General features: G+C 47.2%; 16 protein-coding genes. 8 read left to right on the top strand and 8 right to left on the bottom strand.

What is annotated here, in order from left to right; genetic code table 11:
* The first annotated feature begins 181 nt into the window (after positions 1-181).
* Positions 182-1,378 (top strand): cation:proton antiporter, encoded by a 1,197-nt coding sequence (locus DWY63_RS07890; protein ID WP_022461245.1) that lies wholly within the window; start codon positions 182-184, stop codon positions 1,376-1,378.
* Positions 1,379-1,464: 86 nt separating this feature from the next.
* On the opposite strand, the gene DWY63_RS07885 is transcribed toward DWY63_RS07890, so the two are convergent.
* Together DWY63_RS07885 and DWY63_RS07880 are read right to left on the bottom strand one after the other, a co-directional pair.
* The gene (locus DWY63_RS07885) at positions 1,465-3,453 is read right to left on the bottom strand and encodes a right-handed parallel beta-helix repeat-containing protein (RefSeq protein WP_117801805.1); all 1,989 of its coding nucleotides are present in this window, start codon (positions 3,451-3,453) and stop codon (positions 1,465-1,467) included.
* A 125-nt stretch (positions 3,454-3,578) separates the two neighbouring features.
* Positions 3,579-5,603, bottom strand: coding sequence for a right-handed parallel beta-helix repeat-containing protein (locus DWY63_RS07880; RefSeq protein WP_117801804.1), 2,025 nt, complete (start codon positions 5,601-5,603; stop codon positions 3,579-3,581).
* A gap of 245 nt (positions 5,604-5,848) precedes the next feature.
* On the opposite strand from DWY63_RS07880, the gene DWY63_RS07875 reads away from it, so the two are divergent.
* A complete protein-coding gene (locus DWY63_RS07875) occupies positions 5,849-6,721 on the top strand; it encodes an AraC family transcriptional regulator (RefSeq protein ID WP_117801803.1) in 873 nt (290 codons plus the stop codon).
* 1 nt (position 6,722) lies between these two features.
* On the opposite strand, the gene DWY63_RS07870 is transcribed toward DWY63_RS07875, so the two are convergent.
* The 4 genes from DWY63_RS07870 to DWY63_RS07855 form a co-directional block, all read right to left on the bottom strand.
* Complete coding sequence (locus DWY63_RS07870; protein WP_117801802.1) at positions 6,723-7,835, bottom strand: Gfo/Idh/MocA family protein; 1,113 nt, start codon at positions 7,833-7,835, stop codon at positions 6,723-6,725.
* 183 nt (positions 7,836-8,018) lie between these two features.
* Positions 8,019-12,284, bottom strand: coding sequence for an FtsX-like permease family protein (locus DWY63_RS07865; RefSeq protein WP_117801801.1), 4,266 nt, complete (start codon positions 12,282-12,284; stop codon positions 8,019-8,021).
* Positions 12,285-12,291: 7 nt separating this feature from the next.
* Positions 12,292-12,996: an ABC transporter ATP-binding protein gene (locus tag DWY63_RS07860; protein ID WP_117801800.1), complete on the bottom strand. Its 705-nt coding sequence runs from the start codon at positions 12,994-12,996 to the stop codon at positions 12,292-12,294.
* A 133-nt stretch (positions 12,997-13,129) separates the two neighbouring features.
* Positions 13,130-13,738, bottom strand: a complete 609-nt coding sequence (locus DWY63_RS07855) for a hypothetical protein (RefSeq protein WP_055220413.1) — start codon at positions 13,736-13,738, stop codon at positions 13,130-13,132.
* A gap of 459 nt (positions 13,739-14,197) precedes the next feature.
* Here DWY63_RS07855 and DWY63_RS07850 point away from each other — a divergent pair, with 459 nt between their 5' ends.
* Positions 14,198-14,668, top strand: coding sequence for a hypothetical protein (locus DWY63_RS07850; RefSeq protein ID WP_117510709.1), 471 nt, complete (start codon positions 14,198-14,200; stop codon positions 14,666-14,668).
* 302 nt (positions 14,669-14,970) lie between these two features.
* Complete coding sequence (locus tag DWY63_RS07845; RefSeq protein ID WP_147343062.1) at positions 14,971-16,167, top strand: hypothetical protein; 1,197 nt, start codon at positions 14,971-14,973, stop codon at positions 16,165-16,167.
* A 484-nt stretch (positions 16,168-16,651) separates the two neighbouring features.
* Here the strand turns inward: DWY63_RS07845 and DWY63_RS07835 are convergent, their stop codons facing one another.
* Positions 16,652-17,995, bottom strand: coding sequence for a hypothetical protein (locus tag DWY63_RS07835; protein ID WP_147343061.1), 1,344 nt, complete (start codon positions 17,993-17,995; stop codon positions 16,652-16,654).
* 121 nt (positions 17,996-18,116) lie between these two features.
* On the opposite strand from DWY63_RS07835, the gene DWY63_RS07830 reads away from it, so the two are divergent.
* From DWY63_RS07830 to DWY63_RS07815, 4 genes are all read left to right on the top strand, one after another.
* Positions 18,117-18,719, top strand: coding sequence for a hypothetical protein (locus tag DWY63_RS07830; RefSeq protein ID WP_117801796.1), 603 nt, complete (start codon positions 18,117-18,119; stop codon positions 18,717-18,719).
* A 347-nt stretch (positions 18,720-19,066) separates the two neighbouring features.
* Positions 19,067-19,261: a hypothetical protein gene (locus DWY63_RS07825; protein WP_055220341.1), complete on the top strand. Its 195-nt coding sequence runs from the start codon at positions 19,067-19,069 to the stop codon at positions 19,259-19,261.
* A 153-nt stretch (positions 19,262-19,414) separates the two neighbouring features.
* A complete protein-coding gene (locus tag DWY63_RS07820; protein ID WP_117801795.1) occupies positions 19,415-20,131 on the top strand; it encodes a histidine phosphatase family protein in 717 nt (238 codons plus the stop codon).
* A gap of 25 nt (positions 20,132-20,156) precedes the next feature.
* Positions 20,157-21,401 carry an aminopeptidase gene (locus tag DWY63_RS07815; RefSeq protein ID WP_117801896.1) on the top strand — a complete coding sequence of 415 codons (1,245 nt, stop codon included), beginning with the start codon at positions 20,157-20,159 and terminating at the stop codon, positions 21,399-21,401.
* Positions 21,402-21,516: 115 nt separating this feature from the next.
* Here the strand turns inward: DWY63_RS07815 and DWY63_RS07810 are convergent, their stop codons facing one another.
* Positions 21,517-22,884 (bottom strand): MATE family efflux transporter, encoded by a 1,368-nt coding sequence (locus tag DWY63_RS07810; RefSeq protein ID WP_055220337.1) that lies wholly within the window; start codon positions 22,882-22,884, stop codon positions 21,517-21,519.
* Between the last annotated feature and the right edge of the window lie 179 nt (positions 22,885-23,063).

Raw genomic sequence — 23,063 nt, 5'->3', positions numbered from 1 at the left:
TACTATATCTACATGCTCTTTTCTATATCTCTTTTTCCGTTTTACTTTATTTTTTCTTTCTTGCCGATAGTATTTTTTCTCAATTTTTGTTATACTGAAAATGTATGCGTATCAAACTCCGGCATTGCTCTTTCAAGCTGCCGACACATACATAAACTTCATAAAAGGGGGTATCTTTTTCATGGATACGTATGTCATTTTAAAAGACCTGGCAATCATTATCGTATTCGCAAAATTGTTTGGTATTCTTGCCAGAAAATGCAAGGCTCCGCAGGTTGTGGGCGAGCTGATTGCCGGTATTGTCCTTGGACCCAGTGTGCTGGGACTCGTTCAGCAGTCTGACTTTCTCGCACAAATGGCGGAGATCGGTGTCATTTTGCTGATGTTCTCCGCAGGTCTTGGCACCAGCCTGAAGGATCTGCTCCGCACCGGAGTGAAATCCCTGCTGATCGCCTGTGCCGGTGTTTTTGTTCCTCTCGTTCTTGGAGCCATCTTATACATGAGCTTTTATGGCTTCTCTGCTGTCGGAACGGAAGAATTTTACCACGCTGTTTTTATCGGTGTTATTCTGACTGCAACATCGGTCAGCATCACCGTACAGGCCTTGAAAGAACTCGGCAAGCTGAAAACAGAGGTTGGAACAACCATCTTAAATGCAGCCATCATCGACGATGTCATTGGTATCATTGTGCTGACTGTTGTCATCGGTTTTAAAGATCCGACATCCAATCCGCTGAAAGTAGCAGCCTCCACCATTCTGTTTTTTGCCCTTGCGATTGTGCTCGGTTTTCTCTGCTTTAAGCTGTTCAACCGCATGAACTCCGTATTTCCGCACACCCGCCGTCTCCCGATTCTGGGTCTTGCGCTCTGCTTCGGACTGTCCTACATTTCCGAAAAATATTTCGGCATCGCCGATATTACCGGTGCATACGTTGCGGGCGTTATCCTGTGTTCCCTCGATTCTTCCGATTACATCGAAGAAAAAATGGATATCAGCTCCTATATGATTTTCGGACCGATTTTCTTTGCAAGTATCGGACTCAAAACAACGCTCAGCGGCATGAACGAGAAATTCGTACTCTTTGCCATCTGTTTCGTCATCGTCGGCCTTGCCGCAAAAATTATCGGCTGTGGCCTGATGTCAAAGGGATGCGGCTTTACCTGGGGCGACAGCCTGAAAATCGGTGTCGGTATGATGACCCGTGGTGAAGTCTGTCTGATCGTCGCACAAAAGGGTCTGAATGCAGGCTTTTTATCCGGCGATTTCTTCAGTGCCGTGATTCTGCTGATTCTCTTCTCGAGTATTGCAACACCGATTATGCTGAAAATCTTATACGAGAAAATGCCGACGGCAAAAGATTCTGCAAAGGCATCCTGACTTTCCTTTTACCAAAACAGGGCGCTGTGCCATTTCCTGCACAGCGCCCTGTTTTTTTCGTATCAACCGGTAAGTTCTGATTTCTTCTACCACAGAATCTTCTCTGCCTCAGCTCCATCCGCAAACGGTCCCGGCATTGCTGCCACGCCGCGGTGCTCGCCAAGATAGTCCTGATCGAAGATAATCGTGCTTCCGTCCGGATCTTCGAATCTCTGCTCCGGCTCGAAGGCGTATCCTAAAATATCACTGTTGATAATTCCCGTCCGGAAATCCTTCAGGAACTCATACACGTTCGTCTTGATGGAATAGTGGCCGTCTTTTTCCACAAGTTCCACCTTAACCTGGTTCTCGTTATCCATAAGACTCTCTTTTTCATTCACACACGCCTTTGCTCCGTTAAAGTAAGCGTTTCCGTTTACCCAAACCGGCAGATGGCACTTGTTGTGATACGGCTCCAGCTTGCTCATGTCGGCCGGTTTATCCAGCTCAAAGTGACTGATCCACTCGTCATAGGTCGGATACTCGTCGAACACATGCGTTCCGACCTCCTGGTTATCCTCCATCTTGAAGCCCATGTCCTCAACCGTTTCTGTTTCCTCAACCGGGTAATTCTGGATAAAGATGTTGTTGTAGAACCGGTCATCGCCATGCAGGAATGTCATGAATCCGGCAACCTCGGTACGGTGACGGATGTGATACGGCGTGTAACGGTCTCCTGTTCCGCCGCCAACTGCAGTTAATGAGCCAAGCATCAGATTGTGTACGCAGGCAATACCATCGGTCGCCATACGAACGCTGACCGGTGAGAGCATAATGTTGTTATCGATCAGTGTCGGACCATGGCCAACCTCGATGAAAATATCCTGACTCATCATTGCACCCTCTGCCTTTGGTGTTCCCTCCGGCGGGCAGTTGTCGTGCAGCAGATTCTGGGTCAGGCGTGTTCCCTGTGCCTCCCAGTCGCACCAGATGCCCATCGTACAATGATGAATGTGATTTCTTCTCATCACAACATCGATCGCCGCATGCATCTTGATACCGGAAATCTCGGCTCCGCCAAGCTGCTGCATATTGTTGATGTTGTGAATGTGGTTGTCCTCGATAATACTGAACACACCGCCCATTCGTCCGACAATACCGGTCTGCTCACAGTGATGGATGTGGCAGCGGCGGATGATATGGCTTCCGATGTTCTCCTTCGTCCAGCCGTGATACTGGCCGCGGCACACAGCATCACGCTCCATCTGGGTCGGGCTTTTTACGTGTTTTCTGGTAAAGTAATGGTCGTTCTCCGGATCGTAATATTTTCCGAGCGAAATACCGCAGCACTTGCTGTTGCTGACCTCACAGTCCTCAATAATCCATCCCTTCGACCAGTGCGGACCGATCATACCGTCCTGATAAGCAGCCGGCGGCGCCCATGTCGTTGCCGCCTTGCTGACATCAAATCCACTGAACGTAATATAATTTACGCCTGTTTTCGACGGCATAAAGCAGTTCCGGCGCACGTTGATTTCTACTTTTTCCTCCGTCGGGTTTTTACCCTGGAAGTTTGCGTAGATGACCGTCTGATTTTTCTCTTTGTCCTGCTCGGTATACCATTTGTAAACCGACCACTCCGGCTCCCAGGACGGCGCATAAACCTCGCCCTTGATACACTCCTCGAGTGTCTCTGCCTCGTATAACTGGCGGTCATTCAGATAAACCGCGCCGGTATGGCGTACCACCGGTGCAAAATACCAGTCACCGCCGACCATTGTCGTGTATGGGTTATAATTGCCAAAAACTCCGTTGTCTACACGGCATACCCACACATTATCTTTGTAATGCTCCCAGTCATTCATCGTTTCCGCACCGGTGATCTTTGCGCCGAGCGGCTTCTCACTCTTATAGACGATTCTCGCATCCTCGGTTCCGCCGTTGACCGGATCAACATATTCATGGTAAATACCAGGTGCAACCAGAACTTCATCTCCTGCCTTTGCAATTTTTGCCGCATCGTTGATGAACTTGAACGGCATCTCTTTTGTTCCGTTTCCATTCTTCGGAGCGGAATTATTGACATAGTAAATCATTTCTCTATACTCCTTTTTGTTATAGTAAAACCCGAAAACACTGCCAAAAAGGCTGTGACGCAATCATTCACTCTCTGCGGCGCTGAATTTTTTACGCTATTTTTTTGCGGGTCTATAGAATTTCTTTACGATAATGCTTCTTCCGCAGCCTCTTTTGATGCAAACGGGCCCGGCAGCGGATGAATGCCCTGACGGTTTCCGAAGTAGTCATATCGGAACACGATCGGCGTTCCATCCGGATTCTCATATTTCTGTTCCGGCTCAAATGCCATGCCAAGCGTCTCCGTTGAGATCACTGCACAGGCATTCTGCGGCAGATAATCGTAAACATTGGTCTCCAGTTTCCATTTTCCGTTCTCTTCTTTTACACCGATGGTGATTTCATGCTCGGTATCCACTACAGCGTCCTGTTCCTGCTTGGCCGGCTTCGCCCCATTGAAGTAAACGTTTCCGCCAAGCCATACCGGCAGCTTCTCGTAATACAGATCCGGCGACTTTCCGGAGCCCATTCCGCAGTAGCCCTCAAATCTTGCCACGTACTCCTCCAGCGTCGGATATCCGCTGTACGGTGCGGTTCCTGCTGTCAGATTTCCGTCATCCCACTCATTATCTCCGGTCAGTTTACGGATTTCTTCCATTCCCGCACGAACCGGCTTCTGGATGAAGATATTATTGTAGAACCGGCAGTCACCGTGAAGAACCGTCATAAATCCGTTGATCTCTGTGCGATGCGGCACATGGTACGGTGTGTAGCGTGGCGACGGCAGCTTTTCGGAGCCATTGTTGACACCGCGGCCGACAGCAGTAAACGATCCCGCGATCAGGTTATGTACTACCGCAACACCCTGTGTTGCCAGCTTCATCGCGCGGTCCGAAAGCAGTACGTTATTGTCCACCAGTGTCGGTCCGTGGGAAATTTCAATAAAGATATCCTCGCCGATGCCGTCCATCCCCTCCGGATTTGCATTCTCCTCGTTCGGCAGCGTATTGTCATGGAACAGGTTCTGCGTAACACGTGTGCCCTGTGCCTGCCAGTCGAGCCAGAGGCCTCTCGTACAGTGATGGAAATGGTTTCTTCGAATGATCACATCGATCGCCGCATGCATCTTGATGCCGCCGATCTCCGCACCCGCAAGGTTCTGTTTATTATTGATATGGTGAATGTGGTTATCCTCAATAATCGAGAACACACCGCCTAAATGGCCTACAATACCCGTCTGTCCACAGTCGTGGATGTTGCACCGGCGGATGATGTGGCTTCCGATGTTTTCCTTTGTCCATCCCTCCCGCTGCGCCTGGCAGATACAGTCACGCTCCGTCTGTGTACCATCTTTGAATTTCCATTTGAGCCATTTATTGTCATTGTTCGGCTGTCTGTATTTTCCAAGTGAAATGCCCGAGCACTTCGAATCTGAAATTTCACAATCCTCGATGATCCATCCCTTTGACCAGTGCGGGCCGACCATTCCTTCCTGATATGCCGTCGGCGGAGCCCACTGAGTTGCCGCCTGTTTTACAACAAAGCCGGACAGCGTGATATAACCAATGCCCTCCTTCGATGGATAAAAGCAATTCTCACGTACATTGATTTCTACGGTTTCTTCGTTCGGATTTTTTCCCTGAAAATTCACATAGAAAACGGTCTCATTTTTTTCTTCGTCCTGCTCCACATACCAGGTGTAAACCGTGAATGCCTGATCCCAGGATTTTTTATAGATCTCCGGCTTTTTCACCTGATCCAGACTTGTCACCTCATACATGGATTTTCCATTCAGATACACTTCTCCGGTGTGTGCCGTGTAGGATGCGATAAACCAGTCACCGCTGACCAGTGTCGTATATGGATTGTAATCCCCAAACAATCCGTTCGAAACGCGCGCTGTCCACACATCACCTTCCAAATGCTCCCAGTTATCCACAATTTCCGCACCGGTAATCACAGCTTTTCCCGGTTCCACAGAACGGTACACAATTCTTGCATCCTCACATCCCGCATTCGCCGGATCTACATATTCCCGATATACGCCAGGCGCTACAAGCACCTCGTCGCCGGGCATTGCAATTTTTGCCGCCTCGGAAATCGTCTGAAATGGATATTCCTTCTGCCCATTTCCGCTTCGCACAGCATTTCCATCTACATAAATCTGCATTTTTCGCTTACCTCTCACTTCTTCACTTTTCATAAACTTTTATTGTGAATTTTCGCCAAAATCACATCACTCTTTTTCCGATTTCTGCCGTTCTTCACAATTTTCATATCTTAACCATAATACAGATCCTCGTAAAACACTACTTATATATTGCCGATCATTGCCCAGATGTTTCGATTTTTTCTATATTTTTTCTCTCTTCTGTTGTATAATACCGTTTATCAGATACGGAGGATTCTTTTGCCATGAAAAACGATTCGACTTCTTTTTTCGAAAACAATCATTTTGCTAACAGCTATGTTTACGATATCTCTATTTCGCATGTCCCCGCCTATTTCGGTCTGCACTGGCATCACTATATTGAAATTGTGCTTGCACAGGATGACGGCATTATCTATGAAGTAAACGGAGAAGCCTTTCCGCTGAAGCCCGGTGATCTTCTCTTTATCTGGCCCGGCGAGCTGCACGCTGTTTCCACAACCAACAGAGAACATCGTCTGATCATGCTTCAGCTCGATGCAGATTTTCTGGAAAAACGCGTGGATTTCCAGTCTGTTGCTTATCTTTTTTATCAGATCCGTCTTCTGAATGCGAACAACTTCCCGGAAATCGAAAAGCTTCGCGGATTTCTGACAGAGCTTCGCAGGCTCTCCCTCTCCGGTATCAGTTTTTCCGAACTGCGCGGATGCGTTCTGCTGTATCAGTTTTTTATTCTGCTCGGCGAAAATCTCTCCGTGCCGACCGAAACTGCCGCACCGCAAAAAACAGGCCATTCCGCACAGGTACACCGCCAGATGGTTGCTGCATGTACCTGGATCTCAAGTCACTGCACCGAACCGGTTTCCCTGGAAGAAGCATCAAAAGTCGCCGGATTCTCCCGCTGCCATTTTTCCAAGCTGTTCCGCGCATACACCGGCCTCTCCTTCACGGATTTCGTCACCAGGGAACGGCTCCATATCGCCGAAAACCTGTTAAAAAAACCGGATCTCACGATCACCGAAGTGTCGCTCGAATCCGGTTTTAACAGTATTTCTACGTTTAACAGAGTCTTTTTGAAATCAAAAAATGTAAGCCCTACCGACTTCCGTCAGATGTACCTGCAATCCTATCAGAAATAGACTATGAATTCGGCATGGCCTCCGGTCTTTCGCAGGTGGATGGAACCTTCTCAAATGCACCCGTTTCCGCACTCTTCATAATCTGATCGATCGTATCGAGTACGTGATATGCCATTTTGGCACTCGCACGGTTTGGTCTGCCCTCGGCAATTGCTTCTGCCATCTCAGACGGGCCAAGACCACGGCTGTTTTCGCTGTAATCAAAGCCATAATGTAAAACTTCCGGAACAGCCTGCTGTGTCCAGTCTTTTACACCCGGAATATAGACAACATCGCCGCCGAAATTGTTCGGATCAACAAGCTTTAAGATACCTTTTTTACCGTAAATGGTGAATACCGCCTGATCATTGATGACGCTGTCACCATTGACGCAGAATGTACCGGTCACACCGTTTTTCATTTCCAGAATGGTAAAGACCTGACTTTCGTTTGTATAGTCAAATTCCTGTCCGTATTCCGGGCTGCCCGGAATGATGTTCACACGCTTCGCCGCAAGGTTTCGCACGGACGATACAACGCGATCCACCGGACCAAAAAGACTCACAATTGCCGTCAGATAATAAACACCGAAATCGTAGCAGATACCGCCGCCCGGCATCCGCAGAAAACGGAAGATGCTCGCCAGCAAATCAAGATCGCGGTTTGCGCATGCTTCGAAAGATGTCACCTCGCCGATCAGCCCGTCGTCGATCGCTTTTCTTGCGGTCTGCAGTGCCGATCCAAGGAAGGTGTCCGGTGCGGAACCGAGATAGAGATGTTTCTCCTCTGCCAGCCCGATCAGTTTCGCTGCCGTTTCCGGTGCGAGGGTCATTGTTTTTTCAGTGTAAACGTGTTTTCCGGCTTCCAGTGCCTGACGGATCAGCCCCTCGTGGGTCGGTGCCGGTGTCAGAATGACTACCATTTCAATCGACGGATCTGCCAGAATTTCCTCGTAGGTACAGCCCTTGATGCCATACTGCTCTGCTTTCTTTTTCGCATGTTCAAGATGGCCTGCGCAGCATGCTGCTACCTCAAGATTCTCAAAGTTATGAATCATGTTCGTCAGATAAATATCACTGATCGCTCCGCAGCCGACAACGCCGACTCTCATTTTTTTCGTTTCTGTTGTTCCCATTTGTAAAAATCCCCTTTACTCTTTGTTTTTTGATTCTGTTCTAATAAAAACCCTTATTTTTTTTATACAACGAAATGTCTGAAAAAACAAGCATTCCGGCTCATATTTCACTTTCAAAATGAAAAAACCACCCACGGTTTCTGCAGATTCTCTGCATCACCGCGGACGGCCTTTTTCTGTTGTTTACTCCACGCTTTTCAGCGATTCAATCATATCAATTTTTCTTAACCGGTAGAACATCATAAAATTGACGAACAGAGCAAACGCCAGGGTAATCAGGGCGCTCCAGCCGTAGCTCCGCGGGAACACGTTTCGTCCGAACATCATCATATCGACCTCGACGGTCTGAATTACGCAATGATGTAAAAACGTTCCAATTCCCATGCCCGCGATAACGCCGAACAGTGTCAGCACCATGTTTTCCCGGTACACGTACGATGCCACCTCGCCGTCGAAGAAGCCGAGCACTTTCAGCGTTGCCAGCTCTCTCTGTCGTTCGGTGATGTTGATGTTGTTCAGGTTGTACAGCACCACAAACGCCAACAGGCCCGCCGATACGATCAGCACCACGATGACGATGTCGAGGGAACGAAGCATGTTGTCAATCTGATCAATCAGGTCGGATGTGAACGAGATTGCCGCTACACCGTCGTACGTCATGATTTTTTCTCCGAGTGCTGTCTCATAATTGCCCGACATGTCCTGATATTTCATCAGAAGCTGGTTGTAGTCCGGCGCTCCGCCGAACAGCTCCTCGTAGAGATCCGGGGCCAGATACAGGTAATGGCGCACGTAGTTTTCGACGATGATCGAAATCTTTACGTCCACAATATCATCGCCTTTTTTCAGCTGAACCGTGTCGCCTGCTTTTACGCCGAGCATCGTTGCTGTCTTTTCGCTGATGGCTGCGCCGCCGTCGGTCGGGAATTCGTAAACTTCTCCGCTTTTCCGGTCTCGGAAGGCATAGAAGTCATTGAAATTCGTCAGTTCTTTCGGCACTTCAAGCACTGCATCCACGGTCTTTTTGTCGGTCTGCAGTTCGATGTTCTGGCAGTACATTTCCAGCAGCTCATCGATGCCGCTGTAGTTTTCCAGATCGGTCTGCAATGCTTCTTTTTCGGATTCATCCACATCTGAATTCAGCACAGCATTCGCCTGATAGGTGAAGAGGCTGACGAACTGGTTTTTCGCAATCGCGGTGATGGAATCCTGAAGGCCGAAACCGACGAGGATCAGACCCATGCATCCGCCGATTCCGATAACGGTCATGAAGAATCGTTTTTTATACCGCACCAGATTCCGCACGGTTGATTTCTGCGTAAAGTTCAGATGTTTCCAGAGTACGCCGATGCGTTCCAGGAAAATCCGTTTGCCGTTTTTCGGTGCTTCCGGCCGCATCAGCTCTGCCGGACCTGCGGCGAGTTCTTTGTAGCATGCCGCGATCGTCGCCACGCCGGTGCAGGCTGCACTCGCCAGAATCGCAAGGCCTCCCTGCTCCCAGTTCAGCGGGGTCATGTAATACGGGAGTCCGGTATACAGCATGCCGTAGGCATTCATAATAACCCAGGGCAGGATTTTTTCTCCAACCACCACGCCCGCGAGAGCGCCGGATACGGTGGAGAGCATCGCGTATGCGAAATATTTAAAGGCGATCACGCCGTCGGAATAGCCGAGGGCTTTTAACGTTCCGATCTGCTGACGCTGTTCCTCGATCATTCGTGTCATCGTCGTCAGGCTGACGAGAGCAGCCACGAGGAAGAAGATAACCGGGAAGAATTTTCCGATATTCGAGATACGGCCGGCATCCTGACCGAAGCTCTCAGTTGACGTTACCTTATTCCGTCCCCAGACGTACCACGTTGGTTTTTTCAGGTCTGCGAGTGTTTTCTCACCGTCCGCAATTTCCTGCTTCGCATCCGCGATTTCTGGTTCGGCGTCGGCTTTTGCTTTTTCATATTCGGCTTTGCCGTCCTCAAGTTCCTTTTCTTTATCGGCAATTTCCTGTTTCGCATCCGCAAGGGAGATTTTTCCGTCGGCGATTTCCTGTTTCGCGTCGGCAAGCTGGGTTTCTCCGTCGGCAATCGTCTGCTTGGCTTCGGCGAGCTGACTTTCTCCATCGGCGATCGTCTGCTTTGCTTCTGCTAACTGGGTTTCGCCATCGGCGATCGTCTGTTTCGCGTCGGCGAGCTGACTTTCTCCACTGGAAATTGTCTGCTTTGCAGCGGCAAGCTGGGCCTCACCCGACTGAATCGTCTGTCGGTACGATGCAATCTGCTGTTCCCCATCAGCAAGCTGGGCTCTGGCAGCCGCAAGCTGAGTTTCTCCGTCTTTTAATTTACTGCGATTCGTCTCAAGCTGAGCTTCTCCGTCGGCAATCGCTGCTTTGGCGGATGCAAGCTGGGCTTCGCCATCCTCAATCTGTTTCTGATAAGCTTCTGCTTGTGCTTCTCCATCCTGAAGCTGGGCAAGAGCCTCTGTAATCTGAGCTTCGCCGCTTTCCAGTTCTTCTTTTGCAGAAGCAATCTGTGCCTCGCCTGCGGCGCATTCCTGCTCTTTTTCTGTTAATTGTGCATCTGCAGCGGCAAGCTGACTTTCTGCGTCGGTAATCTGAGCTTCTGCAGCCGCAAGCCGGGCTTCCGCATCAGCGCTTGCTGCTTCAAACGCTGCGATGTTTTGTTCCAGAAATGTTTTCTGCTCCTGCATCGTGAAAAGCTGCTGTGCTAACTCTGTCTGCTTTGCTTCCAGCGCAGTTTTCTGTTCCAACAGGGATACATATGCTTCATCTTCCTCCGTCAGTCCGTCAAGCTGAGCCTCAATCACCTCGATCTGACCAGTCACTTCTGTCTGCGCAGCCTCCACCATCGGAAGCTGCCTGGAAATCTGGGCTAACTGATCCTTGGCTGTCTCATACTGACTCTTCTGTTCTTCATACGCTGCCTTCTGCGCTTCATACTGTGTGCGTCCTGCAGCGGTTTCTGCTTTCTTGTTGTCCAGTTCCTCGCGTGCAGCGGAAAGCTGCTCCTTTGCAATATTCAATTCCGTTTCTTTTTCGGAAAGCTGCTCTTTTGCAGTATTCAGCTCCGTCTGCTTCCGAGTCAGTTCGGTTTTTGCCGCCGAAAGCTGCGTCATTTTTTCCTCTAACTCTTTTTTGCCGGATGCCAGTTCTGTTTCTTTCTCTGCAAGCTGTGCTTTTCCGTCGGAAAGTTCTTTCGCTTTTGCCTCAAGTGTGGTTTTTCCACTTGCAAGTTCATCGGCTTTCTGATTCAGCTCCGCTTTTCCGCTTTCCAGCTCTGCCGCCTTTGCTTCCAGCGTCGCTTTTCCGCTCGCAAGTTCCGCCTCTTTATCTTTCAGCGTTGCCTTGCCGGATGCCAGTTCCTGCTCTTTATCGGCGATGGTTGCTTTCGCACTGAGAAGTTCCTGCTCTTTGTCTGCAATGGTCTGTTTTCCGTCAAGGAGTTCCTGTTCTTTCTCAGCAATCGTCTGCTTTCCGTCAAGAAGCTCCTGTTCTTTGTCCTTTAACGTCTGTTCGCCGTCGAGAAGTTCCTGCTCTTTGTCCGCAATCGTCACTTTCGCGTCGGCAAGCTGCTGTGCACCGTCATCCAGCTCTGTTTTTGCGTCCGCTAATTTCTGCTCTGCATCAGCGACCTGCTGTTTTGCATCATCAATCTTTTCCTGTCCTTCGGTTTTGACTGCCGTATACCGCCGGTCGCACGCCGCATCCTCGAGCGCTTCAATCTTCGTCTGTACAGCCTTCACCGTCTCATCATACGCATCGCTGTAGCTCGCCTCTTCCTGTGCGCCGTCCGCCTGGACGTAAATCTCTGTATAGAGATCCGAGGTAAATGTCTCCGGAAGCAGCAGTGCAAAACTGTTGATGCTTCCGTTTCCAATCGAGCCCGTTCCCCGGTTCAGATCCATATAATAAGGGAGTGTCGCCGAACCAACAATCGTAAACGTGTCCCCGGTCAGCGAATCTGAGAGCGGATCCTCCGTTCCGGAAGTGAACGTTACCTGATCCCCGATCTCACAACCGGAACTTTTCAGAAACTGCGTATCAACAAGAATTTCATCCTCTTTCTCCGGCATCCGTCCCTCAACCACGCGCGGCTCATTCACACCGTCCGTCAGCGCAATCAGTTTCACAACCTGCTCGCTCTCGCCGATGTCATGCAGCACTTCCACCGTTTTTCCGCCGTAGACCGCTTTCACGCCATCCGTCTTCGCGATATCCGCCAGATCATCGTCTGTCAGCCCCAGCGTTCCAAGGACTTTCAAATCCATATAATTTACTTCATCATAATACCGGTCCGCCGAAACCTTCATATCTCCTTCCGCCGACCGGATGCCCGAGAAAAACGCCGCGCCAAGAAGCACGATGAAAAAGACTGACAGAAACCGCCCCTTGTTCTTTGTGATTTCCCGGATAAAGTCTTTTCGAAATGCTCTCATCGTCCACCTACCATTCTATCTCTTCCACCGGCGTCGGGTTCTCATTTGTTTTCATTCCCGCCACTTTTCCGTTTCGGATTTTAATCACGCGGTCCGCCATCGGTGTCAGCGCCGAGTTGTGAGTGATGACAATGACCGTCATCCCCTTCTCCCGGCAGGTATCCTGCAGCAACTTTAAGATCGCTTTTCCCGTCACATAATCGAGCGCGCCGGTCGGCTCATCGCAGAGCAGCAGTTTCGGATTCTTCGCCAGCGCACGCGCAATCGCCACACGCTGCTGCTCTCCGCCCGAAAGCTGCGCCGGGAAGTTATTCATTCTCTCTTCCAGCCCAACCTCCGCAAGCACCTCCGACGCATCCAGCGGATGCCGGCAGATCTGCATCGCCAGCTCCACATTCTCGAGCGCCGTCAGGTTCTGCATCAGATTATAAAACTGAAAAACAAATCCAATATCCTCCCGCCGGTACTGGATCAGCTTCTTGCCTCGGTATTTGCTGATTTCCGCGCCGTCCACCAGCACCTTTCCGGAAGTCGCCGTGTCCATGCCTCCTAAGATATTCAGAACGGTCGTCTTTCCCGCGCCGCTCGGGCCGACAACGATCACAAACTCACCTTTTTCCACATCAAAACTGATTCCATCCGCGGCCTTGATGGTGACTTCACCCATTTTGTATGTCTTGGTTACATCCTGAAGACTCACATATCCTGCCATGCTCTTGTGTTCCTCCTATGTAAAATTCAATATCCCTCATTTCTTTTATTGTACCAAGCCGTTGCCGCGGCGGCTAGTCCTAAGAAGGCGAATTTACTGTTTTTTTATAAATATTCCTGGGCAGACCGCATTCTCAGCTTTTGCATTTTTCCATACATTTGCAGAATAAAACAGCCGCTACCGTGCTTGCTGCCGTCGCTGCCAGTGCCGGTCCGACAATGGCCGTTGGATGCACGCTGCCATACTGGCTGCGGTATGCAATCACGTTGACCGGTATCAGCTGCAGGGAAGAAATATTTAAAATCAGAAAGGTGCACATTTCCCGGTTTGCAGTTCCTTTCGGAACAGCGGCCGGATTTTTGTTTTTCCGCCGTTCCTCTTCCAGCTCTTCGAACTGTTCCATGGCAAGAAGGCCCGGCGGCGTTGCCGCTGCGCCAAGACCGAATACATTACAGATCATATTTGTGGCAGCCGATTGGATGGCCGGGTGATCCGATGGTACCTTTGGAAACAAAAAGCGCATGACCGGTCCCATCTTTTTTACCAGGCTGTCGATCATTCCCGCTTTCCCTGCAATCTCCATCAGCCCGCTCCAAAGGCCCGTCACACCCAGAAGAGAAATTGCCAGCACAACTGCCTCTTTTGAAGCACGCAGCGCACCGTCTGTCACCTCCGGCAGCTTTCCGCAAAAAGCACCGTAGGCAATACCAAGAAGAAGCATACCGCTCCAGAGTCTGTTCATGGATTCACCTGCGTTCATCCGTTATCTTTATACGATATGCTTCTTTTCTGTTTTTCATGATATTTTGTTTCAACCCACAGATAAGACGCCGTTGTCACGCCCGCCAGCTTTGTGAACAGCTTTGCCACCGCGGTATCTGTTTTCTGTCATTTCTTTCTTTTGTTCTGTCGTTCACAGCCTCCTGCGCTTCTCTCCATTCCAAAATAAGTTTTGTTTTCCCATAAAATCAATTTTCTTTTAAAAAAATCGGATCATAGGAATCATTAAAAGTTTAATTTATGTTTTCATCTGATTTTTTGTCTAATTTTTATGCCTATTTCATATAGTTTTTCAAATAATAGTATAATAAACACAAATTTTAGCCGGAATCGGATCATTCTATTCCATACCAAAACAACAATCCGATACCCAAAATACAAAAGCGCATCACTTGAAACGCTTGACTTCAGGAGGGAAAATATGAGTGCAAGATTAGTATTAACAGTAAAAGATTCCAATCGAATGGCAAAAGATCTTTCCATGAGCGTCATGGACAAAATGTTTCATCCACTCAAGTACAATAAAATGATGAATTCCAAAGCAAAAATAGGCATCTTTATTGATGACGAAAAAGAAGGAACTTTATATGAGGCATCTAAGACTCCATATGAAATCAGCTTAACTCCTGGCGTTCATCGTATTTCTATGATAGATCCGGCAAAAGACAGCAAAAAAGGGAATGTCAATCTGATGGGGTCCATCATTGGATTTTCTGCAGGCAGCGGCCTCGCAGAACAAATATCCGTCGGCGAAATAGGAAAATCCTTAGCCGGTGCCATGTTTAAAACTGGTGATGGTTACCTGGATCTGGATTTAAAAGACGGAGATATCTTAAAAGTTCAGTGTCAGGCCGGAATTGGCGGAAAAGTATCTATCAAAGTATTAAAATAAGAATTGCCAAAGCATATCATGCAAAGCAATCGGATGACAAGGGAGGCAAAATATTTTTTGCCTCCAACATCATTTTATCAGCAGACACCTGGAGGAAATAAAATATGGACTTTCCTGTTTCGATTCCATGGGAAACTCTTGATCCCGAAATATTACAAAAAGCGATAAATTCAGGTAGTAATTACAGAACCTATTGTGATGAAAAATCATGGGATATTTCTTTTGAAATAGAATTTCTGGAAAAAGAAGAAATCATCTTTCTTCTCCTGGTTGAGCACGGACGCCGCAAAGGCGGAACTTCTGTGCAAAAGACAAATGAACGAACGGAAATTTCCAAATATACAAAAGAAGAACAGGCAAAAATGGTAAATGCTTTTAATCAAAAACTTGATACTTACGAAGCGTGGAACTCTCTGTTTGTCGGACCAACGACAAGTATGTTTGGAAATCATGTGTATGAATCCTATATGGACTATATGTATTCCTGGGATCACTTGGGCGACAGAATTTTTCTGTCCAATTATTATGAACGTCAATTATATTCTGTGCAATCCGATACCCATGTTACAGTAAAAAGCAATCAGGAAGGATATGATTCTATCTATGAGCTGGCGCAGGCAAAGGTAACAGACCATACCTTAGAAGGTATCTGCTGGAATTTTTTCCCGAAGCTCCTGTTTTCCAAGGGAGATCTCGCGGGTGCGCCGTACCATGATGTCTATCATCGTCTGGAAATTCTGACAGATACAGAATATCTGCTTGTTCCGGCGCTGCTTTCACTCAAAGAAAAATATGAAATTACAGCAGTCGCCGGAAATCTGGATTGCCCGCAGATGCATTCTCATGCAATGACACTGAAAGCAGCAGTACAACAAGCTATTTTTAAAAATATCTTTGGAAATCTCTTTCCGGAAAATGGATTTTTGCTACAGAAAGCCCCAAAGAAAATGCTGCTTTCTGCTCAAAAACAGGCAGAGGAATTTTCTGTTGCGTCTATGAATGCCCGAAAATATCCCGAGCTCCTGATGCAGGCAGCTGCAAAAGAAAATTTTCATTGTACAGCCTTTCAGATTCTGCAATTTTCCAACAATCCATATCTGTCGGCCTTTGATAAAACAGATCTTTTCAGAAGATGCATGGCCATCAGTAATCAATCAGAAGAACCGGGAATCTGGAAAGAAACCTATCAGAATCTGCTCCGGGTAATGATCTGCAAAATAACTTTGGAGGAATCTCAGTTCAGCGATCCGGAGAGCATCAAAGAATTACAGGATTTTACAGAACACCAGCAAGAAAAGCTGGAACAGGAAATGCAGTTAAAAATCCCAAAAGAAAAAACTGCTGAAATTTTATTGATGAATGAACTGAAATGTATGCTGGCATGCATTTCCGTCGTAACAGCAGAAAAAATACAGGGACACAAATGCACCGAATTGGCCGAAAAGAGCTGGCGTCTGGCAGAAAGTATCGAATATATATATGGAATGCAGAAATTCTAAATCCACAAATCAGAGAAACTGTGTCCAAAGCATTCATCCGCATTTGTATCGGATGTGGATCTATGTATCTTCAGAATGTACAGGAAGAACATATAAATCCCGAGCAGATCCAGGAAGCAGCGGAAGAAATCTCATTACTTCTGTATCATTACAGCGATCTTTTGCTTCCGGAAGAAATGCCGGTCTATCAAATCCCTATCTATCAAACGCTCCAAATTGCAAATATGAGACTGGAGCGAAAGGAAAATGCATTGTACTATGCCCAAAAAGGAGTTGTATTGTGTGATCTGTTTTCTGCTGGTCAGAATGCGCAATTAAATGGTCTCATTCAGGATTCAAAAAACATGTTTCAGCAATATATCAATCAAAATGTACCTGCTGCATCCCGCCCGGCAAAAAGGAAGGGGCTTTTCTCCCGGCTCTTCCAGAGATAGCAGGAGAAAAGCTGTCCCGAAAGAATCCTTTATTTTCCTGGAAGCGCGGTTTATAAGGTGCCTCCATATTCCACAATCATGTTTCGAATAATATCCAGCGTCTCCTCCTGTGACCATGCCATGTTTCCATTCTCCAGAAACTGGCAAAATTCATATAGTTTTTGTGAAAAGCCGGATTCTTTTAAAATATAATATTGCAATCCATGACTTGTATTGTTCCAAAATGCAATTCCATTATGAACATTAGAGCTACATACAATGGAGATGTGTTTCGGCAGCTGGACGAAATTTTCTTTTACACAAATGCAGGAATGAGGTGTGTGCAGCATATATTGATAATAACTTTTCAACAGCCACAGGCGCATCGCAGGATCAAGAGGCTTATAAAGCATATCCGGATAGCCCGCAATACGTCCCTGCTCCATTAATTGTCGTAAGCCAGATATGCAGAAAATATGTACCATACTTTCCGTTTCCATGTGCCGGATCCGCTGAAAGAGAGAAGATAAGAGCTGTTCTTTTTCCACTCCATCCAGGATGATCTGCTGTTTCAGTACATTTAACGGAATCAGATGCAGAAGACATGGTGAATATTCAATATAATAGTTATGCGTTACATAACCTTCATTCATCATAACATTGACATCTTTTACATAAGCATTTAAATCAGAGCAAAACAACATTTCCTTTGCTATTTTTCTTTCCTGAATAAAGGAATTCTTCAGTAATTGTATTTGTTGCGCATCTCTGAGAATGATTCCTTTCGCCGTATGAAAATTGATTCCAATTGCAATATGGTCTGTGATCAGCCAGTTGGGAAGTAAGCCTGCTTTTTTCGCCTCGGACTCAGCAGAAGAAACGTAATAATAAAATGGTTTGTAGTTTTCATAGTTCATTGCCGGTTTCAGACTGCATATTTTCCGAAGGTTATCCAGTGTATTTTCCGTTGTCTGATTCTGCAGCAAAGGAAAAAGATGCTCTAATCTGCGATAGGGCACTTCATGAATAATCTGAACAAGATATCGTAAATGTTCCAGTGAAATTTCCGGAGTACATAAGCAAATCGTGGAATCGGAAGCATTTATCATTGCTTTTCGAATACACGCATAAATTGCAAAGATATTGTCCAGCGTCATATCCGTATCCGGAATTCCTGAAACACTTGTAGAAACAGAGACTTGAGGAAATTCAACCACATCCTGCTGGATAATACGGATCAGTTCTTCCATACATTGCCACTGGCTCTTTCCCATTTTTTCCTGGCGATAAAGGAACAGGAGATCTGCTCTTGTATTTCCGGTGCATTCCATCGCATCAAGAAGACAGGTCAGGCGCTCTTCTTCTTTTGGAATACGTTTTCCTTTACTCATTTTAGAAATGTAATCCAGCTGCATACCACTGGCCTCAGACAGATAATATAAAGTTTTTCCTGTATTTTTTATTTCCTTTTCAAGCCTTTGTGAAAAATCGCTCATGTAGTATCAAAGTTCCTTTCCGGACAACAGCAAATATCCGATGGCTTGGGCAGAATGCTGTTTTCCTGTCGACATTGATCTAAGTATACAGGAAAAAGCCAAAATATGCAAAATTTTTCACACAAATTCATCTGCTTTTTCTGCAAAAAAGCTTTATATCATTTATAACATTACGAAGGAGAAAACTAATATGCTTTTCATCGCTATCCTAATCTTAATCTTTTTGATGTATCGATTTTTTACCTTTCGTGCCGAAATGGTTTTTACCATGTCCTTAATTGCCCCGATTATGATCGTAATCGGCGCCTGCTATTTACCTGGAAAATATCATGAAGCCGGAATTTTTCTTCTGGTTATCGGTGCATTTATGCTGGCCGTTGTTCTGCTTATCTGCCGCCTCACTGCACGGGGTGTTGAAAAAGGACTGCGGCTGGAGTATTACAAAAACCTGATTATTTATGGCGCCCTCAAATTTTTACAGAACCTTTCTAAAGCGACGATTGTTTTTAGCTTTCTGGCCGCTTCACTGGGTGCCTTCTCTATGGACTACAAAGAAAGACTGGATACCAAAGGAAGAAAAATTTATGTAGATGATAACCTGCGTGACTCGGAAGGCAACCAGTATGAAGAAGTAGAAAAGTAAAAAAAGCAGGCACGAATCACCTTTTTCGGGAATCGTGCCTGTTTTTTTTACGTATGCATCAATTTCAAAAATTCATTCTCCGGCATTTCAACACCAAGTAGTGTCTTCATCATCTGAAGAAATACATCATCGGTTTCTTTTTGAGCGTTCAGACAGACCATGATGACCGACAGTTTATCATCCTCTTTCCTCTTGCTGCATTACTTTTTGTTTCCCCTTACGCTGTTTTTACTATAGCATATTTTTCTCCTGTTTGCACCTACCTACAGGACTGCTACTAGCTACTCTCTCAAGATGCAGCGTATCAAAAAGGGAGCTTCCGCTTCACAAATTTTTATTCGTTAAAAGTGTATCATTGTGAAACGCTCGTTGCGTCCGCCAGAGGAAGCCTGTGGATCTGCCCGGAAGAAGTCTCCTGTGACTATTTTGACTGGTGCGAGGGAAAACTTTCCGCGATCAACCAGTACCATGGCGAATACATGGCGCAGTACAACTGGGCTGAGTTTACCAACGGGGAGCTGAACTGGGGGAGAGGCCGATAAGAAATTCACACAAATCTGACTATTTATGATATACTGAATGAAATGCTCTTAGTTCTGAATTCTTTTATGCTCCGGCACAGATCTTTCGGGACGAAATTTTACTTTTCTATGTCGAAATCCACCATTTTTTCGACATACGAAGAAAGGAACGTTATGAAAATTATTTTTATCCGCCACGGCGAACCAAATTATGAAATTGATTCTCTGACCGAAAAAGGCTGGCGCGAGGCCGAGCTGCTTTCGAAACGCACAGCGAAATGGAATGTCACCGATTTTTACTGTTCTCCGCTTGGCCGTGCAAAAGATACGGCTTCTTTTACGCTGAAAAATGTGGGCCGTGAAGCTGAAATTCTCCCATGGCTGCGGGAATTTGATGCACCCGTCCTGGACCCGGAGACTGGAAAACGCCGGATTCCATGGGATTTTCTGCCTGATGTGCTCGATGCAAACCGGGATCTCTATGACCAGGATCTCTGGACGAAAAATCCGATTATGCAGACCGGAAACATGGACGAGAATTACCATTTCGTGACCGACGGACTCGATGCACTGCTTGCGCGCTACGGCTATGTACGCGACGGCTACCGCTATCACGCTTCGGATGAAACAAACCGTGAAGCCGTCATCGTCTGCTTCTGTCATCTCGGCGTCACCTGTGTGGCACTGTCGCATCTGCTGAATATGACGCCGGTACAGCTCTGGCAGGGCATGTTCCTGGCGCCGACTTCCGTCACAATTGTCGGAAGTGAGGAACGCAAGCCGGGTGAAGTGTACTTCCGCTGCCAGACCATCGGCGATGTCCATCATCTGCTTTCCGCGGGCGAACCGGTTTCGTACTATGGAGCCTTTAATGATCCATTTCAGTTTTAAAAATCACAAAAAGGAGTCTTTTATCATGAATGAAGCAAAATTTCAGGCAAAATTAAGAGAATATGCAAAGCTGATCGTAAAAATCGGCGCAAATGTACAGAAAGGACAGCGTGTCCGCCTCCAGGCCGGCGTCGATCAGGTTCTGCTTACCCAGATGGTGACAGAGGAGTGCTATCAGGCGGGCGCAAGCTATGTGGAAGTGATCTGGGAATGCGGTGAGATCAACAAAATGCATTATCAGTATGCCACCGCAGAAACGCTTGGCGCGGTTCCGCACTGGGAAGAAGAGCGTTTCAAACAGATGACGGTTGATCTGCCGGTTCGCATTTTCATCGACTCCTCCGATCCGGACGAGCTCGCCGGCATTCCTGCGGACCTGCTCTCCACCGTTCGTCAGATGCGTGGAAAGGTCATTAAAAAATACCGTGACCAGCTCGATGGAAAGCATCAGTGGCTGATCGTTGCCGCCGCTTCTCCAAAATGGGCAGAAAAAGTATTCCCGGGCGAGCCGGAGGATATTGCTGTTGAAAAACTGTGGGATGCTATTTTCGACTGTGTTTACTTAAAAGACGGCGAAGATGCAGAAAAGATCTGGCAGGCACACTGCGACCTCATGACCCAGAAAGCCAGCTGGCTGAATGAGCAGGCATTCCACAAGCTGCATTACACCAGCAAAAACGGTACGGATTTCACCGTTGAGCTGATTCCGGGCGCAAAATGGAGCGGCGCCGGTGATATCAACCATACGAACAACACCTTCTACGTTCCAAACATGCCGACCGAAGAAGTCTTCACCAGCCCGATGAGAGGAAAATGTGAAGGCCGTCTCGTTTCCACAAAACCTTTAAGCTGGTCGGGACAGATCATCAACAACTTTACCGTCGATTTCAAGGATGGAAAAGTCGTTGACTGCCACGCAGAGCAGGGCGAAGAGGTTTTGAAAAAAATGTTCGCCATGGACGCCGGTGCTGCAATGCTCGGCGAGGTTGCACTCGTTCCGAAAGAATCTCCGATTAACCAGTCCGGGCTGATGTTCTTTAATACCCTTTTCGATGAAAACGCATGCTGCCACGTTGCCGCTGGCGCCGGTTTCCCTGAGGTGCTCGATGGATTTCTGGAGATGAGCAACGAGGAAATTCTGGAAAAAGGTGTGAATGATTCTCTGATCCACGTTGACTTTATGGTTGGATCGGATGACCTGCACATCGTAGGTATCCGCGAAGATGGAAGCGAAACCGATATTTTTGTAAATGGTACCTGGGCAGAGTAAATCTGCTGTTTTTCGCAATAGAAGCAGGGGACTTCCTTTATTTAGTCAAAAAAAACAGACCCGGGGCAATCTACCGTTTTTTGTAGACTGCCCCGGGTTCTGTTTTTGAAAAAAATCAGTTTCCAGACTTCCCTTTTCTCATATAAGGATTTCGATACAGCGAAATCACAAGTTCTGCTGCCATGAAGCACCAGATGATCGGTTCGCACCAGATCACGGCACTGTAGTGGTAGCGCGGGATAAACACCATCGCAAAAATAATTTTTCCGAAAAGCTCAATAAAACTCGACAGCAGCGGAAGAATCTTTTCTCCGAGTGCCTGCAGTGCAAGGCGGCTGCAGTTGACAAGGCCAAGTGCAAAGAAGAACGGAATGGCTACACGAAGGTAGCGGGCTCCGTTTCCGAGGACGGTCGGATCGGAAGAACCGGAGATCAGATGAACCATCGTCGGTGCAAGCGGAGTGACAAGGAGAATCAGGCATGCGGTCACGCTGAAGCAGAAAATATAAGCATAGCGAATGCCTTTCCGCACGCGCTCCCAGTTGTCCGCGCCGCGGTTCTGTGCCACATACGTGTTGACTGCCTGTGCCATCGAGGAAAGCGGCATCATCGAGAAGGAAAACAGCTTTCTCGCAGCCGTGTGTCCCGCAATTGTTTCATAGCCAAGGCTGTTGATGCCCGGCTGCAGGACAATCGAACCGACATAGATAATACTGCTCATAAATCCCATCGAAAATCCCTGTGCCAGAAGCTCCATGTACAGTCCGCGATCCGGTTCAAAATGACGTTTTTCCGGAAGCAGAATTTTTGCTTTGGTAACAATATAAATCAGGCAGAGCACGACGGAAATTCCCTGCGCAATCACGGTTGCAATTGCAGCACCGCGAACACCCATGCCGAAAGAACGGATAAACAGCAAATCCAGTACAATGTTTACCAACGATGAAATAATCAGGAAAACAAGCGGCATAAAGCTGTTTCCGATTGCTCCCAACAGACCGGAGCACAGGTTGTAGGCAAACATGACAAACAGAAAAACGGATAGAATTGAAATGTAGCTGTAGGATTCTTCGAGGATTTCTGCCGGTGTTTTCAGCAGCCGCAACAGCGGATGCATGAAAATCGTTGCAAGAACGGTGACCACCAGTGTAACGGTAATACCAATAACGATACAGGATGCAACGGATTTTTTCATCCGTTCCGTCTCCTGTCTTCCAAAGCATCGCGCCGTGACGATCGCGAGCCCGTTTCCGACGCCGAACGTAAATCCGGTCATCATTTCATAGATCGACGAGCAGGCACCCATAGCTGCAATCGACGAATCGCCGAGTGTATGGCCGACAATCAGTGTGTCCATCGTGTTGTAAATCTGCTGAAATACACGGGATGCCATGATCGGAAGTGCAAAAAGAAGCAGAGATTTCAGAATCGAGCCGTGAAGCAGATCAACCCGGGAACTCCGCTGAGTTTGTGACTGTGACATAAAAAATTTCCTCCCTCAAAAAAACTTCATTACGCCCATTATAACAGACGGGAGGAGCTACCGGGCAAGGAAAATCTCCAACTCTGTAAAAAAATATAATAATACAAAACTTTTACCGCTTTTCGTCCATGATCTGTCTCTTTCCCAGAAGCAATCCGTTACAGTTCACTGATATCTAG

Source organism: Blautia sp. AF26-2, from assembly GCF_003460955.1.
GTDB classification, from domain to species: Bacteria; Bacillota; Clostridia; order Lachnospirales; family Lachnospiraceae; genus Fusicatenibacter; species Fusicatenibacter saccharivorans.
The sequence above is the reverse complement of the archived record's forward strand: the minus strand, read 5'-3'. Positions and strand labels throughout refer to the sequence as shown.

Bases quoted from the DNA above. Each gene is read 5' to 3' on its own strand.
- DWY63_RS07855 (WP_055220413.1), bottom strand. From the start codon at position 13,738: ATGAACAGACTCTGGAGCGGTATGCTTCTTCTTGGTATTGCCTACGGT.
- DWY63_RS07890 (WP_022461245.1), top strand. From the start codon at position 182: ATGGATACGTATGTCATTTTAAAAGACCTGGCAATCATTATCGTATTC.
- DWY63_RS07830 (WP_117801796.1), top strand. From the start codon at position 18,117: ATGGCTTGGGCAGAATGCTGTTTTCCTGTCGACATTGATCTAAGTATA.
- DWY63_RS07885 (WP_117801805.1), bottom strand. From the start codon at position 3,453: ATGATTTACTATGTCAATAATTCCGCTCCGAAGAATGGAAACGGAACA.
- DWY63_RS07850 (WP_117510709.1), top strand. From the start codon at position 14,198: ATGAGTGCAAGATTAGTATTAACAGTAAAAGATTCCAATCGAATGGCA.
- DWY63_RS07875 (WP_117801803.1), top strand. From the start codon at position 5,849: ATGAAAAACGATTCGACTTCTTTTTTCGAAAACAATCATTTTGCTAAC.
- DWY63_RS07865 (WP_117801801.1), bottom strand. From the start codon at position 12,284: ATGAGAGCATTTCGAAAAGACTTTATCCGGGAAATCACAAAGAACAAG.
- DWY63_RS07815 (WP_117801896.1), top strand. From the start codon at position 20,157: ATGAATGAAGCAAAATTTCAGGCAAAATTAAGAGAATATGCAAAGCTG.
- DWY63_RS07835 (WP_147343061.1), bottom strand. From the start codon at position 17,995: ATGCAGCTGGATTACATTTCTAAAATGAGTAAAGGAAAACGTATTCCA.
- DWY63_RS07820 (WP_117801795.1), top strand. From the start codon at position 19,415: ATGAAAATTATTTTTATCCGCCACGGCGAACCAAATTATGAAATTGAT.
- DWY63_RS07880 (WP_117801804.1), bottom strand. From the start codon at position 5,603: ATGCAGATTTATGTAGATGGAAATGCTGTGCGAAGCGGAAATGGGCAG.
- DWY63_RS07860 (WP_117801800.1), bottom strand. From the start codon at position 12,996: ATGGCAGGATATGTGAGTCTTCAGGATGTAACCAAGACATACAAAATG.
- DWY63_RS07870 (WP_117801802.1), bottom strand. From the start codon at position 7,835: ATGGGAACAACAGAAACGAAAAAAATGAGAGTCGGCGTTGTCGGCTGC.
- DWY63_RS07810 (WP_055220337.1), bottom strand. From the start codon at position 22,884: ATGTCACAGTCACAAACTCAGCGGAGTTCCCGGGTTGATCTGCTTCAC.